Below are 18,555 nucleotides of genomic sequence, written 5' to 3' on the forward strand. Positions count from 1 at the left end.
ATGAAACATAAGGGAAGATTGATTTTAAACCAAGCTTTTTTGCCATTGTATAGATGAAATTGCCGAGAGTGTCTAAATACCTAGTATCATTCTTCAAGACGCTTATTCGTGCAGAAGCGGTCATTCTTAGCATAGCTATCGGAGCTGGTTTCTTGTATAGCTATATTTTTGGTTAGGCTTCAAAAATTCACGTTAATCAGATGATTGATATAACGAAAAGCTCTGGCGACATAAGCCAGAGCTTCGTTTTAGTTTATCCTACTGAGCGTTGTGAACCGATGAACACATTGTACTTGATGGTCATTGGTTAGATGATTAAACGTTAACCTTTATAGATGAAAGTTCTTATAACTAGGCGGGCTGTTTTGTTTTGTCCCCAAAACAAAATACTACGTTTTCCTGTCCTTTCGCAGGAGGTGTGGTGCTGCCATCTAACCAGTCATCCCAGCTCTTAACAAATTTATTTGCTAGTTTCTCAGCCGCAGAGGCATTCCATAGGTTACCTTGGAAAGTGAGTTCCATGGTGTTGACCGTAATTTCTGTTTTGTACTGATCTTTAGGGGCGCCTTTCCCTGAGCTATGGCTGCGCTCCATCATCATAAATGTCTGCTGGATACCAACCACAATATTTTGCCCTGCAGCATTAATGGTGTTTTGTACAAAGAGTGTTTTGGTGTTTTGGGTATTTACCCGGCTTGTACACGCTTGCGCTAGATCAACAATACTTTTCTTAATGGCGCCAACATCACTCGCCATCACGCCGTCGTAAAGACTAACCACTTTATCAATAAGAGAATTGTAATTTGATTCTTCGTAGTGAACGGTGGTTCTTTCTGACTGAGTGACGTTAAAGTAGGGGACTTTTAATAGTGAGCCGACAAAGTTCTCAAACCCGGCAGCATTTTGGGCGTTATCTGGATCGAGAGGGTTCCATCCTGTACGACTTTGCGCCAGTCCTAAAATGCTTGATACCGCATTACCTGTTGATGCAGTGAGTATACGAATCGCTTCATCTAAATTACCAGCGGCGATTGCTTGATCCATTTGCTTACCTTGTTGCGCCTCAGCGGCAGCATTCGGTCCGGCTCCAATGGAGTTTTGCCCTGATACATTACTATCGCCTTCATCGGCGGCAAGAAATAGGCTGTGTGTGGTAAGCTGTGCAGCACTAAGCGTTAGTTGTTTATGATCGTCTAGCCAATAATCAAAAAGCGCTAAAGGAGTTTGTTGATTAGCTGTCATGATGTTTTTCCTATATTGAATAAACCTGTGCTGATTCAGCCCTGCACAAACCAGCAATCAGTCGCGGCGTTTTGCCTATGTTCGGAATTAATCTAGTCTAAAAAAACATATTTACCTGTACTGAATGCAATACATAGAAGGCGTGTCACAAGTTGATAATTCTTATTTTTTTGTTAATCAAAGAGGCATAGAAATTGTCGACAACATGAAAGAGGTGGTGCAGCGGTTACGCTGAAGGAGTGGATGCAACTTTGGTTTGAAGACAGAAGCAAACGCGGGCAAGGTGTTTACCCGCGTTAATCAGAAGGTTACTGATCGAGAGCTTGTTGCCAGAATGCTATTTCCATTCGTGTCGCTGTGCGGAAAATTTTAATGAGTCGCTTTCCCTGCTCAGAGTGGCGGTCAATATTTTCTAGTAATCTACTTAGTCGAGCTGCAGTTTCTGCCGACCCTTGCTGGAAGTCGTCATGAGCATACATTTCAATCCATTGATGATAAGGGTTATTGTCGAGCGCCGTTGTCCCTTGCGCTAAAGCCTCCTCTTTGGTTAATTGGGCACCGATATGCGCATAGCCAAGTGAACAAGGAGCGAGTGCAACTAAAAGGTCGAGCAAATCGCCTTGCATCCCACAGTCGAGCACATAGCGGGTATAAGCAACCGTACCAAAATCTTCTTCTAGCGCTTCCATGTCAGATTCTGTGAGTCCCCACTGGGAACAGTAATTCACATGGTGGGCAATTTCTGTCTCAAGCAGTGCACGGACTGAAGGTAATGACGCCCGCATTTCATCTAAACTGTCAGCCTTAAACATAGCTAATGCATAGGCACGTGCGTAGTGTTTTAGAAAGAGAAAGTCTTGTTGTAAATAGTGCAGATATTGTGACTGTGGCAATGTACCTAGGGCTAATTGCTTAACAAAGTCGTGCTGCGTATAAGCTTGCCACTCTTTTTCACAGGCAGTGATTAAATCTAAGTAGTTCATTCTCTTATCCTTATAGCGTTGGCAGATACAGTGTCGTTTCTGGCACGTTTTCTACGATGCCTTTTTCAGTAAGGAAATCAGCATAAATATCATAACGCTGGATGTCGACAGCCGATGGGCGTAATGCAAAGCGAGGTAAAGTGTCGCGCCATGCACGTCTATTTAGCTCGTTATCGAGCGTGTCTGGTGAATAGGCAACAAACTCTTGCCAAGCTTTATCTGGGTTATTGATGATGTACTGGGTGGCTAGCTCTAGGGCATGATTAAATTTTTTCAATAACGCTGCATCATGCTTGTGACGGTTAGCAACAAACACCAGTTCATCATAGGCTGGTACACCGTGCTCTTCAGGGTAAAAGACGGTGGCTTCGTACCCTTCTAGGGCAAGTTGGTTGGTTTCAAAGTTACGTAATCCCCCCCAGATAGCATCGACGTTACCAGATGCAAGGGAAGAAGAGAGTGCCCAGCCCACATTGATAAGGCTAACATCGCTCATTTCTAGCCCATTGGTTTCTAACATGGTGCCGACTGTAGCGCGTTCGTGGCCTGGAATTGCGATGCCGATTTTTTTGCCTTTTAGGTCAGCGATGCTTTTAATTCCGCTGTCTTTTAATACCATCAAGCTATTTAGTGGTGTGGCAATCAGTGTCGCTGAGCGAATCAAGGGTAGCTCTGCGGCGACATCGATAGTCAGGCTAGTTTGATAAGAGACCGCAAGGTCGACACGCCCAGCAGCGACCATTTTAGCTGGAACACTTGGGTCTGCTGGCTCTTGAATATTAACTTTAATACCTTGATCTTCAAACAAACCGTTTTGCTGAGCAATGATAATAGGGCCGTGGTTTGGGTTTACAAACCAGTCTAGCATTAAGCTAAGCTCTTTTGCTTGTAAGGTTAAAGATGTAAATGAAAGGCTTAGCGCCATTAGTAATAGGTTGTGTTTCTTCATTGTTTATCTCTTTATTGTTTACCATTCCAAGGAATGGCTTTTTTGAGGATATAGTCAGTTGCGAAGTAGAGTGAAATGGACATACATGCGAGCATAAAGAGCGCTGCAAACATGTCTGCAATCATCATTCTTGCATTGGCGTGGAGCATTAAGTAACCCAGTCCTTCACTTGAACCGACCCATTCACCCACCACTGCGCCAATAGGCGCAACAACCACAGCGACGCGAATGCCAGATGCAATAGTGGGTAGGGCTGCTGGTAATCGAACATAACGTAGTTTCTGCCACGTAGTGAGGTTCATGGTTTGGGCAAGATCGAGGTAACCTCGTGGCGTTTGACGCAGTCCGTCATAACAGCATGTCGTTACAGGGAAAAAGATGATAATGGCTGCCATTACAACTTTAGATGCGATGCCGTAACCGAGCCAAAGCATAAGGATAGGTGCGATGGCAAATACAGGAATGGCTTGGCTGGCAATAAGAATAGGGAGTAGCCATCGGCGTAAAGGCTCAAACATTAGCATTTGTAATGCAAAGATGAGTCCCATACTTAGGCCGAGTAATAAGCCTAATGCAATTTCAATCGCCGTCACTTGAGTGTGGCGAAGCAGGACGTCGTAGCGTTGAATAAGCGCATCGAATACTGCCATTGGACTAGGCAAAATAAACGGTGGTAACTCGAAAAAGACAATAAGCATTTGCCACAGTGTCAGTATGATACTGACACTGATAAGCGCACGCGACAAAGGGTGCTGAGTGAGCGTCATACTGGAACCTCATTTGCCAACATATCAATAATGGCTTGCTGATGTGCGGCAAACTCAGCGCTGAGTTTGCGTGGAATTGGCGATACGGGGGTCGATAGTTCCTTGAGCTGGGCAGGTTTATTCTGCATGACGTAGATATGCTCTCCTAAACGCAGTGCCTCTTGTGGGTCATGTGTAATTAGGACAACAATCTTATCTTTTAGTAGCTTGGCACTTAAGTCTTGCAACTTATACCGTGTCACTGCATCTAACGCCGAAAATGGTTCGTCCATTAAAACGATCGGTTTGTCGAGCATTAAGGTTCTTGCTAAAGCAACGCGTTGACGTAAGCCTCCTGATAACTGGTCGGGACGTAATGTGTCGTGCTGATCTAGCCCTGTCGCAATCAGTAGCTGGTGGGCTTGATCGCGTTGTGCTTTGTTTGGCTTTTTACCGGTAATCACCGATTGTAGGCAAATGTTATCCAGAACGCTTAACCAAGGGAAAAGCAAATCTTGCTGCCCCATATAGGCAATGTGCTCATTGCCTAGTGGCGTCGTCGTGTCACGCGACTGATAATCAACACGTCCTGTTGTATGGTGTTGTGGGTCGGTAAGTCCGGCAATATGCCGCAACAACGTCGTTTTACCACAGCCACTTTGCCCAAGTAGGCAGGTCCACCCAGATAATGAGAGGTTAAAATTCTCAAACAGTGGGGTAGCCTCACCTTGAAAGGTGAGGCTGATATTATCCAAATGTATTGTCATCGGTTTAACATGTAAAAGTGGTTAACAGGGCCGTGGCCTTTACCTATGCGCAGTTCATCAGCATGCTTGATCGCATCACTGATGTAGTTTTTGGCCAGTTTTACAGCCTGGGGTAAAGCATTTTGTTGTGCTAGGTAGCTGGCAATGGCGGCTGACAGTGTACAACCGGTTCCGTGAGTATTATTGGTGGGGTGACGCTCGACACTGAATGTGGTGATGTTGTTCGCTTCAATCAGTAAATCGGTCGCCTTTTGGTCATCATGGCTATGACCGCCCTTTAGCAATACTGCACGTGTATCGAGGGCTTTTAGTGCATTGACCAAGTTATCCATATCGCCAGGGGTACTCGGCATTGTTGTGCCTGTTAGTGCCGCAGCTTCTGGAAGGTTGGGGGTAATTACGGTAGCCAGTGGAAGAAGGTGTTCTTTCAAACAGGCAATCGCATCTTGTTGTAATAATAAATCACCGCTGGTGGCGACCATGACGGGATCTAACACAATATGCGCGGGTTGATATTGTTTTAGTTTTTCTGCAACAGTTCGAATGATGTCACTATCAGCAAGCATACCAATTTTTACCGCTTTAACATCAAGATCGGTGAAAATGGCATCGATCTGTTGTGCGACAAAAGCGATATCGATAGGCAGGATGCCTTGAACGCCTTGCGTATTTTGTGCCGTTAGAGCGGTAATTGCCGAGCATGCATAGCCGCCAGTTGCTGATATGGCTTTAATGTCTGCTTGGATGCCAGCTCCACCACCACTGTCAGAGCCTGCGATGGTTAATGTGATTGGTGTAGACATATGTTTCCCTACTTCAATATAGGGCATAGAGGCTGACAGGAGGAATGGGGAGAACATCCTGTTAGTTCCCTACGCCAGTGTTAACTGTATCAGGTTCTACGGGTCCTGTGATTACACCTCACAGTCTCAGCCTTTGGCTCCCCGACTAACTTTCTTATTCGTTGGTCATACTACACAGAGTTATTAAACCCTGTCTAGAGTAAATCGCTATTTTTGGTCATTTTGTATTTGTTGTCTCATTACGGTGATGAGACATTAATGCCGATTTTGGCATTTGTGTAATGGAATATGGCATTGATAAAATAGAAAATATGATATAGTTAGGCACTTGCGTCGTCCTTTCTATATAGAGAGAAAGGCACAATGATTTTGTCCACTACTACAACAATGATGATAAACAACAAGTATGAAGATGTTCTCATTGATACCATTGGTTGCAGCTATGTTGACTTCGATAGAAGTTTATAGCGCGGAAACAGATGCTACATATAAATTTGCTTATCCTGAGCATGTTGAACCTTGCGACGCTCTTTTCTCTGAATATGAAGCTGGCTATTTAATTCAGCTGTACTCTGTCAGTGGGGAAGGACGCTTTCCTGCGGCTGATAAATTAACACGATTGCCAGCTGGTCTATATACCGAATTGAAAGTATGTTCCAAATCACAATCTGGTATTGTGCATGACTTGTTGGTTGCTGGGCCTTATTCTGGTTATTCGGTAGTGAAATCTCTAAAATCTGAATTAGTGCCGGAGTGGCGAGATTCTCATCCTTGGATTATGCCAGTAAGTTGGTTTGAACGTCATGCTCAAAGCGAATTAACCCAACAGCCTAAGAAAGTCGCAGAGATTATTGCTTTAGATGATGAACTGTCGACCGAAGAGGCAAAATCTGTTGTAAGCCGTGTTACGGTGGAAGATGAAGAACTACAACTAAAGGCCTTACTAGACAGTGAGTTGGTGTCAGCGCTTGCGGGCGAAACTGAATATGAAACGGCGACACCAGCAATATTGGAAGAGATCGCGGCATCATATTCAAATGAAGCGGTTAAAGCAGAAGATCAAGTACCGACACTTAACAGTAAACCTATTAGCCAGGTCGTTGAAATCGACTTTGAAAAGCCTGTTATCGTGTTGACGCCATAGTCTTAAAAATAGACCAAAAAAGAAAACGCATCGAATGATGCGTTTTTTATTGTTTTATGCTTTCCTTCCGTAAAGGAAGTACACATCTTCACCATATTCTGTTTCGTACTTGATGAAGAACTGGTCATTATTTATGGGATAAAATGTAGATATATTTAACTTGTGCCTTGGCATCGGAACATCATCTTGAGAAGCTTGTTGCATCTCTAAACGCATAGCTAAACGATACTTTGATATCTGGAATAGTGTTTTCTCTGATGATGTAAAGTATTTTTCTGTCATCCATAGCGTATTGTAATAGTCATGAAATAGTGCAGTACCATCACTGATATAGGCTTGAGATGTAATACTTAATGGCTCAGGTAAATGGGTAAAACTGGACGTTGCTATCCAGTGTCCATCAAACTTAAAATTACCTCTTTGGTACTCTTGGTATTGGGTATAGCCAATACCAGCACCAAAACTAAGTATGAAGAGTAAGGCTCCAGACATTATTTTGTATTGCATGCTAGCCCCTTATGACCGGATTGTAAGCTACAAACGATGAGTTTGCCGTCTTTTGTCTTATCAATATATAAACTATCACTACCACTGTATTCATTCTTTAACGCATCAATTTCATACGTTTTGACATCTTTTGATAATGTAATCCATTGAGCGGTTTCTTTATAGCCAGTGAATTTATCGTGTGTCAAAACGCCAAGTTGAAACGCCACCGCCATAAAAATAGGAACAACACAATAAATCGCCGCTTGCTTTAGAATGCCAATATCTGCGGTTCTTCGTGGTTGTTTGTATATTTCTTGATAGCTGTACTGCGTATCAAAATCTTTATCTTTAGTGGCAGAGGTGTGGATGACAGCTCTAGGTGTGACAGTAAGCACATAGCCAAAATCAGGCACCTTCCTGATGACTTCTGCTTCAAGATCATTGAGCTTTTCACGTAGGTTAACGATAACCCGGTCAATTAACGACTCATTTAATGGGCCTGCCTGCCAGATGTCCTGATGTAACTCAATAGGTTTAACAGGGTTAGGGTATGCCCTTACCAAGGTTAACAGGGTTTGCGCTTCTTTCAGCATTAACCAATGCGTTTGTTCACCATCATCGAGATAATTATTTGAAAAATCGCAAGTGATATCGCCTATTTTGTAGACAAGAGCATCGACTTTCGTTGCTTCCCTACTTGTCGTTTCATCAACGGCTTGTGTTGTCATAGTTGCTACCATTTTTTACTGTTCAAATATTTATACCATTTAAAATCCCTTACGAAATAACGGTGAAATGAAGCTCCAGCACACTTCACTTCATGCTAGAAAATCATGTAACACACGTGGCGTTACTGTTACATCCGTCGCAGAAAAATACGGAAAATCTCTAGATTTAAACAAGAAGTAGGCCTGTTATTTTTTGCTGTAAAAAAACAAAAATAATGGTCATGTTTTATATAAATTAAAAGGTTAATAGGGTGTTACTGCGTCAGCACAAAGTGTTTGCGACAGAGAGAAGATGATATATACTGTATAAATAAACAGGTATATTGTTATGCATGAAGTTATTGAGCTATTACAACGTAAAAATCTGATTTGGAGGGGAGGTAACGTTCTTCCAACCCCAACTACCCATAGTACAGGGTTTTCTTCGTTAGATAGTTGCCTTGCTGGTGGTTTCCCTCGGCATGGTGTTATTGATGTTCGCTCGACCACTGGGGTGGGCGAACTACGTCTATTGTTCCCTTACTTATCAGCGTGTGGGAAGCAGCGCTTAGTCGCTTTCATTGGTGCTCCTTATCAAATTAATGCAGCATCTTTACGCCACAGTGGATTTGACCTCAACCAGATATTGTTGCTTTCCCCCCTTTCAAAGCAGGATGCTTTATGGGCCGCAGAGCAGTGCCTTAAAAGTGGCGCTTGCGGTGCGGTTTTGCTTTGGCATCAAGAGATAGAAGTACACCAAGTGAGACGATTTCACATGGCGAGTGAAATAGGGGGGTGCCTCCAATTTTTATTGCGTGATAGTCAGCAACATCTCGCTTCTTTACCCGTTAGTCTCAGTCTAAATGTGTCTGCGCATCCTCGCGGGCTGAATATAGACGTTTTAAAACGAAAAGGCGGATGGATAAATAAGAGTTTACTTGTTGATATGACAGGAAGGTGGCCGAGTTTAACCTTGCCTGAGAGTGAAACGAGAGTCATTCCATTTCCTTTGCAACACACTGTGTTTGGAGGGCAATAGAGTGGGATTATGGTTATATCTACATTTTCCATCACTACATTTAGATGGTTTACTGGCGCAAAACGAGAACAATTTACACCAGGTTGTCGCCGTGGTTGACGGTCGTCAGAGCCGTGTCGTGCAATGTAATGCGTTAGCAGAGCAGGTGGGGATCAACATTGGCATGGGGTTGGGCACTGCAGCTTCACTGTGTAGTGCATTACAAGTTTTTGCCTATGATATCGAGATAGAACACAATCGATTGATCGAACTGGCTGACTGGCTCTATCTGTTAACGTCAGACATTAGCTTATATCCCCCCAATGGCCTGTTATTGAACGTCACAAATATGCTGACGTTATATAGTGACTTGAATAATTATTGGCTTCATTTACAACATCATTTAGCTGAGGTGGGGGTGCAGTATCAATTCTCAACGGGGTATTCGCCTTTATCAGCACAGTTATTAGCAAAATCGGCAAACAATGCGGTGAGTGAATGTCGCCATGACATGCATAAAAGGTTATGCGCTCAACCTTTGAGTGCGACTGAATTGCCCCATAAAACGATAGAGGGCTTGTCTCGCGTCGGTGTAGATAACTTGAATGCACTGTTGCAGATCCCCGTTAAAGAACTTGCGCGGCGCTTTGATATTGGTGTGGTGAACTATGTAGGAAGATTAACCGGGCAGTTCAAGCACCCAGTCACTGTCTATCACCCTAAGGTGCTTTTTAAACGGCAAATAACATTGTTGTATGAGATTGAAAACACGCAGTGGCTGCGAAAGCCACTTCAGGTTTTGCTTACTCAATTAGAACAGTTTTTAGCACTGCGGGATCAGCTCGCTTATGAGTTGACGCTAACATTGCATCAACGCGATGAATCTTGTCTCTGTGTGTCATTAACCTCTGCGCAAGGAGACTATCGTGCAGAGGCTTGGCAGCGATTATCAGCACTTAGGCTTGAGTCTGTTGCTTTATCAGCCCCAGTTGTTGGCCTGACATTAGACATCGTTCGGCAGGGAGAGCGTGGAAGTGATGAAACTGATCTGTTCGACGGTAAGCAGGGGAGTATGACATCGCTGGCACTGCTTTCTATGTTACAAGCAAAGCTTGGACAAGACGCGGTAAAAGGTGTTTGTGCTGTAAATGATCCCCGTCCAGAGTTGGAAAGCCATTACTGTGTGCCTTTTACGCCCGAGTCGATGGTGGGGGTAGAGTTAAAGGCATTGCGCCCGAGCTTTTTATTACCAACGGCAACCCGGTTAAAAGAGAAAGTTTCAGTGGTTCACGGACCTGAACGTATCGCAACAGGGTGGTGGGATGATAACCCAATTGTGCGGGATTATTTCATTGCACGCAGTGAGCAAGGGAGTTGGTTGTGGATTTTTCGGGATCAACAGCAGCATTGGTATTTGCACGGAATATTTAGCTAATGAAGTATGCCGAGCTGTTTTGTCAGAGTAACTTCTCCTTTTTACACGGCGCTTCTCACCCAGAAGAGTTAGTGCTACAAGCTGATTTTTTACGTTACTCAGCATTGGCGATCACCGATGAGTGTTCGGTGGCGGGCGTGGTAAGGGCATGGCGAGCCATTAAAGAACACACGTTAAACATCAAATTGATCGTCGGTAGTCTGTTTCGTTTAAATGATGAACTCGATGTGATTTTACTGTGTCCTAATCGAATGGCTTACGCTGAGCTTTGTCGCGTGATTACCAATGCTAGACGACGGAGTGAGAAAGGCGAATACGTTTTGTCTGAGTGGGATCTTATGTCGGTTAAAACGTGTTTGTTGCTATGGCTCCCGCGCGGTGATGAAAAAGATGCGCATTGGGGAGCATGGCTCTCGCGTTATTATTCAAATCGCGTGTGGGTTGGGTTACAACGTCACTTGTCGGCGGCCGAAGAAGAATATATTGCGCATTGTGAGCGTTTAGCTGCCCATTATTCCATGTCGCTAACGGCATGTGGTGGGGTGTTGATGCATAGTGCTACACGGTTACCTTTGCAGCATATACTTAGCGCTATTCGCGATGGTACGACCGTTGACCAAGCGGGGCACGCATTATTGAGTAACAGTGAACGGTCGCTACGTTCACGAGAGAAATTGAGTAAGTTGTATCGCGAGGCGTGGTTAAGCGAAGCGGTATCGATAGCAGAGCGGTGCAACTTTGATTTGGGGGAGTTGAGTTATCAATACCCGGCAGAGTTAATCCCGAAAGGGCACACTCCTATCTCTTGGTTACGTTTATTGACCGAGCGAGGAGCATTGCGACGTTTTCCGCAAGGTGTCCCGAGTGATATTCAACAGATTATAGATAAAGAGCTCGCACTGATTGAAGAGATGGATTACCCATTCTTCTTTTTAACTATTCAAGATATAGTGGTTTTTGCTCAATCTCAGGGCATTTTGTATCAAGGCAGGGGATCGGCGGCTAACTCTGTTGTGTGTTACTGTTTGGAAATTACCTCGGTCGACCCTCGACAAATTTCTGTCCTTTTTGAGCGCTTCATTAGTAAAGAGCGAGCTGAACCACCAGATATCGACGTGGATTTTGAACATGAACGTCGCGAAGAGGTGATTCAGTATATCTATAAAAAATACGGTAGAGAGCGAGCAGCTCTAGCGGCTACGGTGATCTCTTATCGATTTAAAAGTGCCATTCGTGATGTCGGCAAAGCATTAGGTTTGGCTGATATTCAGCTGAGTCACTTTATTAAAAATGTCAATCGACGCGATAAACATGCTGGTTGGCAAGCGCAACTCACTGAGCTTGGATTAGATCCTGCGTCCTCAAAAGGGGCACAGTTTATTTCGCTCGTTGATGAAATTATTGGCTTTCCTCGGCATTTATCTCAGCATGTTGGCGGCTTTGTTATCTCATCGGGACCGCTGTATGAATTGGTGCCCGTAGAAAATGCGGCAATGGACGGGCGCACCGTCATTCAATGGGATAAAGATGACTTAGAGGCGTTAAAGTTGCTGAAGGTTGATATTCTCGCGCTAGGTATGCTTAGCGCGATTCGTAAATGCTTTGATCTAGTGCAGCGTTTTACAGGCCGAGCATTAACGATCGCTGAGATTACGCGCATGAAAGATGACCCTCAAGTGTATGGCATGATCCAACGGGCTGATACGGTTGGCGTCTTTCAAATTGAGTCGAGAGCACAGATGAGCATGCTGCCTCGCCTTTTGCCTCGGAATTATTATGACCTAGTGATACAGATAGCCATTGTCCGCCCGGGGCCAATTCAAGGCGACATGGTGCACCCCTTCTTAAAACGTCGTAATGGACAGGAGCCAGTAACGTACCCCTCTAAAGCGGTTGAATCGGTCTTATCTCGCACAATGGGTGTCCCCATTTTCCAGGAGCAGGTGATTAAATTGGCAATGGTCGCCGCAGGCTTTTCTGGAGGAGAGGCGGATCAACTACGCCGTGCGATGGCATCTTGGAAAAAAAATGGCCAGTTGGGCCAATTTCGTGACAAGCTGATTAAGGGGATGCAAGCTCGTGGTTATGAAACCGCTTATGCGGAAAGAATTTTTGAGCAAATTTGTGGTTTTGGAGAATATGGATTTCCGGAAAGTCACTCCGCTTCATTTGCTGTGCTGGCGTATGTTTCTGCATGGTTAAAGCATCATTACCCCTTGGCATTTTATACCGCATTACTAAATAGCCATCCAATGGGCTTTTACAGTGTTTCCCAGTTAATTCAAGATGCACAGCGTCACGGCGTGACCATTTTGCCTGTGTGTATCAACCACTCGTTATGGGAGCACTGTATTGAAACAGTTAATCAGGGTGAGGCGTTACGCTTAGGGTGTCGAATAGTTAAAGGGCTAAGTCAAGCTGCCATTGAAGCGGTACTAGAAAAGCGGCCTGCTGGTGGTTTTTCTCACTTAAGTATGCTGAAAAGCACAGGGATTGCGCAGCGAGACATTCAAGCACTAGCATCGGCGGATGCCTTACTTGCCCTGTCTGGTGATCGTTTTTGTTCGCGTTGGGCAGTCATGGATGATTTGGATGCACTCCCCCTGTTTAAAGGTATTGATATGGGCCTGCCCGAGCATATTTATCGTCCAGATGAGTGGACAACTTTAAAGGAAGATATGACGGCCACGGGGTTAACACTGCATAAGCACCCAATCACCTTGTTAGCCGAATCAGGTGCCATTACGCGCTTTACACGTGGTTCTGATCTTGCTCATCGACCGCATAAATCGCTCGTGACGGTGGTTGGTTTGGTCACGGGTAGACAATCACCCAGCACCGCAGCAGGGGTAACATTCCTTACATTGGAAGATGATACAGGCAATATTAATGTGGTGGTGTGGGCGGGCACTGCGCAGGCACAAAAAAAGGCATTTTTAACCGCCAATGCGCTGATGATCAAAGGCATTGTTGAACGTGAAGGGGATGTGATCCATGTGATAGCCGGCCAACTGACCGACTTAACTGACACTTTGTCAGGTCTAGCTATTGGCTCGCGGGATTTTCACTAACGTTGCAGCATGAAAGTTTGATATTCAAGATCATCAAATTGATTATCGAGCATGATCAACCCGCTAATGGTTGTAATTAGCATGGTTACCGCAAATCCGTAACCATAGAATATAGGCCCTGCATTAATGCTCACATGAGCTAACGTGAAATTACATATGGCCATTAAGCTGGTTAGTGCGAGTGCAGAATAGCGCTTATCAAGATAAAACATCACATTTAGAATCGCCATCACGAGCACTTGTAAACTGACCCCAACCAGATCGACATACAGCAGATGGAGGTATGAGGGGTCGATATCGAGTATTCGAAGAATATCCTCACCCCATAAAATCAATAGCGCTAGCGTGATCCCTTGTACTTTGAATATCTCGTAAATACTTTGCTGGCAAGCTAATACCATTTTATCTTTTAAGAGAAATATAGCGTCTAATGTCGCGCCTTCGCGTACAGCATCATAAAAATTCGCACAGGTTTGGGCGAAGTCTGTTTCCATTCGCAACATAAATACAGCCATGCCGGGCACGATAGCAAGGTAAGCAATAAAAATAGGCAAATCATAAATATAAGATGCTCTGAACAGGTCAATAACCTGATGAGATGTTTCGTCACGAAACCAAAATACAAACTTATCAAGCCAGACACCAAGGTTGTAGATCAGACCACAAAACATCAACGAGTAGAACGTGTTTTTCCTATTAAGAAAAGCGAATGAAACCAGTTCGTTTGCTGGAAAGTCGCGAAGCACATGAAAAAGGAACGAAAAGGTCAGTATTGCTTGGCAAAAGCAAAAAATGAGGAGTAACCCTAACAATCCAAATGGTGGAAGCAGAAGTACCAGCATGACCATCAGTCCATAGCTGACTAGCATGGTAAAAAATATGCGGTAATACTCTTTCATTCCGCTTAAGAAAATAATCACCAGCCATTGATTAGATAACAGCACGAAACAGCTAAATAATGTCAGCTTTATGATCGGTGAGATGTTGTGACAAAACGCTAAAACGCCCCCTGCGACGAGCGCTGCAATCAGACTGGTTATTAGCATGGAACCAAGTAGGTTTGGTACAACATATTGATTTTTATTGGCAAACAGTAAGTCTGATATATACCGAGTCAATAATAACTGAAATAGACCACTAATAATTAAAGACCCAGCCATCATGTAGGTGACCAGTACCAAAAACTGAACAATTAAGTAGCTAGGAAAGATGATACCGATGCTTAATAGGCCGATCGCAAGAAGCGCAAGAATAGATAAAACCCAAGGGCCAGACCCAATGAGACCGGCAAGGCCATAGGCTTCTAATACCGACAGTAAGGAGTTTTTATTTAGAATTTTCCTCAGTTCAAACCCTATCCCAGCCATGAATTGCCTCCTTGTATAGCGCACGATAAGATTCGTACATTGTTTTCTCATCGTAATAACGCAAAACCCGATTGCGCCCATTATCACCGGTTTGACGCCATTGCTCTGCAGAAACCAAAAGGCGAGAGATTGCCTTTGATCCCTCTACTGGGTTTGCAATGGAAATTATCTCACCGGCAGTGCCTATGGCGGCGTCCTCACCCGGGACACCATCAATAATCTCTCGGCAGGCGCCCACTTCCGTTGCGATACAAGGAATACCAGCAGCCATCGCCTCAAGTAACACAAGAGGCTGAGCTTCACTGATTGAGGTCAACATCATGATGCCGAGTCTTGGCATTATCTCGGCAACATTTTGATTACCCAGCAGCTTTACTCTGTTTTCTAGTCCAAGGCTTTCAATTAGGAGTATGCACTCTTGTACATAGTTTGGATCTTCTTCTGCTGGACCAATAATCCAACCTTCTAGTTGCGGGTGAGTTTCAATGGCGCTGCGAATTGTTCTAATAAAGGTCTTTATGTCTTTAATTGGTACAACGCGCCCAACGAGACCAACCACCAATGGCGGGGCCTTTGGACGTTGCTGATAGGCATTATTGAAACGCGCAATGTTGATGCCGTTAACAATAACTTGGGTACGATCAGACGGAGCACCATCGCGATGTTGTCGTTGGCGATTTCCCTCAAAAAGGGCAACAATGCGGTTAGCCTGATGATAAGCGGTGATACCTAGCTTCTCGAAAAAGTTAATCCATGTTCTTCGGGTTGACTCCAACCCTCGATGAATAGAAATGTTCAAGTTGTCGTGATTATCTTTAATCCACTTTGCTTGGGAGAGATCAATTTTTCGTTCTTTGGTATAGATCCCGTGCTCAGTTAGCAGAAAAGGTTTACCAGTATTTTGTCGGCATAGTGCGCCGAGAAATCCGGCATAGCCAGTAGAAATACTGTGGTAAATTTTTGCCTTTGGTAGCTGTTGTGAAATTTGTGCTAATACAAAGAGTGGTTGATAAATGTTTCTGTAAGTCCAAAAATAGTCAACAAATGATTGCTGCTTTGATGTTTTAAAGTAGTGTTCGGTCAACGTGTTCCATGACGCCCGGCTATGCAAAAAGTCATCTCGTGATAGTCGTCCACGTGCTCCCAATATACTGGACACCTCTTGCAGCAACTCGCCGGGAATCGGCTCGCGATTGGATTCAAAATAGTGCAAAAAGTTGCCCCAAACTTTGAACCAGCGTTTTTTACCTTGGCGGATAAAAGGTTTACTTCGTGTTTGTTGTGGTAACAAAAAGTGAATATTGAAACCAATAACGTTATCTGGAAAGTCATAGGCTGGTTCATTATAGAGCTTGGGATCCCCACCTAAAAAAATGAGATGAAACGTAAACTCAGGAAGACCTTTAATCATTTGATACACCCAGCTAGACACGCCGCCTCGAACATAAGGGTAGGTGCCTTCGAGCAGTAAACAGATATCGGCTTCAGACTGGTTTAGCGCTGGCTTATTATTAAAGATCATGCCCAATACTCCCTAATTTGACTGAGTTTAGTCCCTTGTTGTTCTGGGAAATATTGCAGATGATGCCGCATGGTCTCGTAATCTTTGTTGATGAAGGCAACCTCTGCAAGGTAAGGAGCGACTTGTGAAGACAAGAGGCCGCCAGACAAGGCTGTCTCTAATGCACTTTGTGCCGCAGTCGGGTCGTTTTGGTCAAGCAATACCCGACCTAGCAGTAAGTGCGCAGACGCAGAGGAATTGAGTTTAATCGAGTGCAGAATAAATGTTTTTGCTTGTTGTAGATAATGGCGCTTTAAGCTGCCATCAGCAATACCCAAATAACATAACTCCCAATACTGCTGCGCGATATCGAGCGCAACCTGAGCGGTTGGTTTTTGGTTATATTGCGCTTGTAACCGTGATAAACCGCCATTAATTTCGTTTTCAATCGCCTCTAAGGATGCATAAGCCATTAATCGAATGTCATCGCTAAGGTCACGCAAAGCAAGCTGCAATAGTGGCACCGCTTGTTGTTGCGACATATTTCGTATTGCGTTTACAGCAATAAGCCGCTTTTCATCGTTGTCACTATGGACCAATATTTCGCGCAACGCACCAGTACCAAAACGCTGACCAATTGACTCCCCAGGGTTTAGTGGCAGTTGAGCACGCTCACACTCTTTCCAAGTAACAAGGGGGGCTTTTCTTGGAAGGTAGAGTGCGATCAGCAGCGAAAAGCAAGTGCCAATAATACCGATAACCGGCATTAATAAATTAAATAAAAACAGAAAGCTAATTGTAGGAAGTAGCGGCTTTTTATAATGCCTAGGCAGCACAAGCCAGCACAGCGCACTAAAGCTAACGCTGGCAACGGTATGACTCAGCGCAAAGTAAAACCACACATTGCTAGGCGGTGACGGCGCTAACAGCAGGTAAATGCCACTGACCTCAAAGAGTATTGTTTGCAACGTCAACCATTTCTTCATCATATACTCCGAAGTGATTAATAAGAGCGGTGATGTCTTCCCTGTTTTTGTTTATTGAATACGGGCCAATAATATCGAATTGCGTTGCGTTATCGCCTAATTGCGCCTGCAATATTTGCTGTAAACGATTGGCGTATTGACCAGCCTCGTACACATTGGTCAGAGGAAGCAGCACTGTTAATGCAGGTTGGTTTTGCGGATTTTTACAAGACCAATAGATATCAGCGCCGCGCCGATAATTGACCGCACGCATTAAGCTTGTTTCAGCATTGCCAGAGCGATCGATGCACGCCACGATAGCGCTATCAGCACCATATAAGGTATTGTGCTTTATCATGTTCTTTAGGTGTTGGTGAAATAGATGCCCTTGTTGTTCGGTTAAAATGGGCGTGGTCACTTTGTGTGAAAGCAGATCTGCTGTGTAGTTGGCGATGAGTGCAACAAGCGAGACATTTGCAGGGGTTAGCATAAAGAACTTTGCCTTTTCAGCAGCAACAGCGGCTTGAATTTCACCAAACGAGTCGACCATAGGAATGCAGAGCTGATATTGAGACTGGTGGCTTTGCAATGCGGTAATATCAGCGGGAGAAAGCACTTTTTGTGTTTGTAACATATCTTTAAGCATCGGGTCGTGAGGGTTCAAGTTGTGCTGATCACCAATAGTCGCAAGAGCTTTGGGCTGAATAGTCCCATTTAAGACTTGGTAAATACCGGCGACTTCTAGTCCGGCGGTTTCCGCTAAAATACTCATAAATGGCGAGGCAATTTGTTCTATGCGTTGTTCTGGGTATTCTACAGCGAGTTTCTGCAAAGCACTGATGCTGGCTCTAAGGCTAACGGTTTGTCCAGCCGTCTGTTTTTCTAATTGGTCATGAGACACTTTAAGTAAGTGGTAGCTTTGTGTGAAACTCTCGAGCTTTTGGTTCATGTATTGTTCATCTAATTGATGACGGCGATTAATATTATCCCAATGGTCATGAAACTCGCCCGCCAACATAGCAACGATAATAGTGCCTATCGCTAATGCAAGTGGGTAGGTATCAAGTTGATTGGTAACCTGTAAAAAATAGGCAGATGTTACAGAGGTGACCAGCGCACAAGTAAATCCTTTAGCAAAGCCATAGCGTAATGCGATAAGCAAGGGCCCAATGAGTGGCCAGAAGAAGGTTTGATCATTCGACAATAAACCGTTGTGCTCATAAGAGAGCGTGTTAGCGTCATACGAGATCCAAACGTAGATAGAGCCAAAGGTGACGAGTAACGTTTCAATCCACGCAAAGCTGTTATTCGCTAAGCCCTTTAGGGCTAACTGACTTAGTCGTTTCATATGCTTCCCTGAATGCCGTT

Annotated in this window: 16 protein-coding genes and 1 riboswitch; of the genes, 4 read left to right on the top strand and 12 right to left on the bottom strand. The window is 44.3% G+C overall.

Annotated features, from left to right (window positions below):
• Positions 1-351: 351 nt before the first annotated feature.
• The 6 genes from ACKLNH_RS08705 to thiD all read right to left on the bottom strand — a co-directional run bounded on the left by ACKLNH_RS08705 (position 352) and on the right by thiD (position 5,490).
• Positions 352-1,242 (bottom strand): hypothetical protein, encoded by an 891-nt coding sequence (locus ACKLNH_RS08705; protein ID WP_413111872.1) that lies wholly within the window; start codon positions 1,240-1,242, stop codon positions 352-354.
• A 308-nt stretch (positions 1,243-1,550) separates the two neighbouring features.
• Positions 1,551-2,225, bottom strand: a complete 675-nt coding sequence (tenA, locus tag ACKLNH_RS08710; protein ID WP_413111873.1) for a thiaminase II — start codon at positions 2,223-2,225, stop codon at positions 1,551-1,553.
• A 10-nt stretch (positions 2,226-2,235) separates the two neighbouring features.
• Positions 2,236-3,174 carry an ABC transporter substrate-binding protein gene (locus ACKLNH_RS08715; RefSeq protein WP_413111874.1) on the bottom strand — a complete coding sequence of 313 codons (939 nt, stop codon included), beginning with the start codon at positions 3,172-3,174 and terminating at the stop codon, positions 2,236-2,238.
• A gap of 11 nt (positions 3,175-3,185) precedes the next feature.
• The gene (locus tag ACKLNH_RS08720) at positions 3,186-3,941 is read right to left on the bottom strand and encodes an ABC transporter permease (protein ID WP_413111875.1); all 756 of its coding nucleotides are present in this window, start codon (positions 3,939-3,941) and stop codon (positions 3,186-3,188) included.
• Positions 3,938-4,687 (bottom strand): ABC transporter ATP-binding protein, encoded by a 750-nt coding sequence (locus ACKLNH_RS08725; protein ID WP_413111876.1) that lies wholly within the window; start codon positions 4,685-4,687, stop codon positions 3,938-3,940. Before ACKLNH_RS08725 ends, ACKLNH_RS08720 begins: the two co-directional genes overlap by 4 nt.
• Complete coding sequence (thiD, locus tag ACKLNH_RS08730) at positions 4,684-5,490, bottom strand: bifunctional hydroxymethylpyrimidine kinase/phosphomethylpyrimidine kinase (protein WP_413111877.1); 807 nt, start codon at positions 5,488-5,490, stop codon at positions 4,684-4,686. Before thiD ends, ACKLNH_RS08725 begins: the two co-directional genes overlap by 4 nt.
• A 49-nt stretch (positions 5,491-5,539) precedes the next feature.
• Positions 5,540-5,644: riboswitch (TPP riboswitch) on the bottom strand.
• 288 nt (positions 5,645-5,932) lie between these two features.
• Between thiD and ACKLNH_RS08735 the strand changes: the two genes are divergently transcribed.
• Positions 5,933-6,634, top strand: a complete 702-nt coding sequence (locus ACKLNH_RS08735; RefSeq protein ID WP_413111878.1) for a hypothetical protein — start codon at positions 5,933-5,935, stop codon at positions 6,632-6,634.
• Positions 6,635-6,688: 54 nt separating this feature from the next.
• Here the strand turns inward: ACKLNH_RS08735 and ACKLNH_RS08740 are convergent, their stop codons facing one another.
• Both ACKLNH_RS08740 and ACKLNH_RS08745 read right to left on the bottom strand, forming a co-directional pair.
• Positions 6,689-7,141 (bottom strand): hypothetical protein, encoded by a 453-nt coding sequence (locus ACKLNH_RS08740; RefSeq protein WP_413111879.1) that lies wholly within the window; start codon positions 7,139-7,141, stop codon positions 6,689-6,691.
• A complete protein-coding gene (locus ACKLNH_RS08745; RefSeq protein ID WP_413111880.1) occupies positions 7,126-7,851 on the bottom strand; it encodes a winged helix-turn-helix domain-containing protein in 726 nt (241 codons plus the stop codon). The genes ACKLNH_RS08740 and ACKLNH_RS08745 overlap by 16 nt, the downstream gene beginning before the upstream one ends.
• A gap of 328 nt (positions 7,852-8,179) precedes the next feature.
• Between ACKLNH_RS08745 and imuA the strand changes: the two genes are divergently transcribed.
• The 3 genes from imuA to ACKLNH_RS08760 are packed head-to-tail and all read left to right on the top strand — an operon-like array spanning position 8,180 to position 13,354.
• A complete protein-coding gene (imuA, locus tag ACKLNH_RS08750; RefSeq protein WP_413111881.1) occupies positions 8,180-8,869 on the top strand; it encodes a translesion DNA synthesis-associated protein ImuA in 690 nt (229 codons plus the stop codon).
• Position 8,870: 1 nt separating this feature from the next.
• The gene (locus tag ACKLNH_RS08755) at positions 8,871-10,283 is read left to right on the top strand and encodes a Y-family DNA polymerase (protein WP_413111882.1); all 1,413 of its coding nucleotides are present in this window, start codon (positions 8,871-8,873) and stop codon (positions 10,281-10,283) included.
• A complete protein-coding gene (locus tag ACKLNH_RS08760) occupies positions 10,283-13,354 on the top strand; it encodes an error-prone DNA polymerase (RefSeq protein ID WP_413111883.1) in 3,072 nt (1,023 codons plus the stop codon). The genes ACKLNH_RS08755 and ACKLNH_RS08760 overlap by 1 nt, the downstream gene beginning before the upstream one ends.
• Here the strand turns inward: ACKLNH_RS08760 and pelG are convergent.
• Genes pelG through ACKLNH_RS08780 form a run of 4 tightly spaced genes read right to left on the bottom strand, consistent with a single transcriptional unit; the run spans position 13,351 to position 18,535 of the window.
• Entirely contained in the window at positions 13,351-14,721 is a 1,371-nt protein-coding gene (pelG, locus tag ACKLNH_RS08765; protein ID WP_413111884.1) for an exopolysaccharide Pel transporter PelG, read from the bottom strand. The genes ACKLNH_RS08760 and pelG overlap by 4 nt on opposite strands.
• Complete coding sequence (gene pelF, locus ACKLNH_RS08770; protein ID WP_413111885.1) at positions 14,702-16,243, bottom strand: GT4 family glycosyltransferase PelF; 1,542 nt, start codon at positions 16,241-16,243, stop codon at positions 14,702-14,704. The genes pelG and pelF overlap by 20 nt, the downstream gene beginning before the upstream one ends.
• Positions 16,240-17,211, bottom strand: coding sequence for a HEAT repeat domain-containing protein (locus ACKLNH_RS08775; RefSeq protein WP_413111886.1), 972 nt, complete (start codon positions 17,209-17,211; stop codon positions 16,240-16,242). The genes pelF and ACKLNH_RS08775 overlap by 4 nt, the downstream gene beginning before the upstream one ends.
• Complete coding sequence (locus ACKLNH_RS08780; RefSeq protein ID WP_413111887.1) at positions 17,171-18,535, bottom strand: PelD GGDEF domain-containing protein; 1,365 nt, start codon at positions 18,533-18,535, stop codon at positions 17,171-17,173. The genes ACKLNH_RS08775 and ACKLNH_RS08780 overlap by 41 nt, the downstream gene beginning before the upstream one ends.
• Positions 18,536-18,555: the final 20 nt, after the last annotated feature.

Origin of the sequence: Thaumasiovibrio clandestinus (assembly GCF_047250365.1) — a bacterium.
Lineage (GTDB): Bacteria > Pseudomonadota > Gammaproteobacteria > Enterobacterales > Vibrionaceae > Thaumasiovibrio.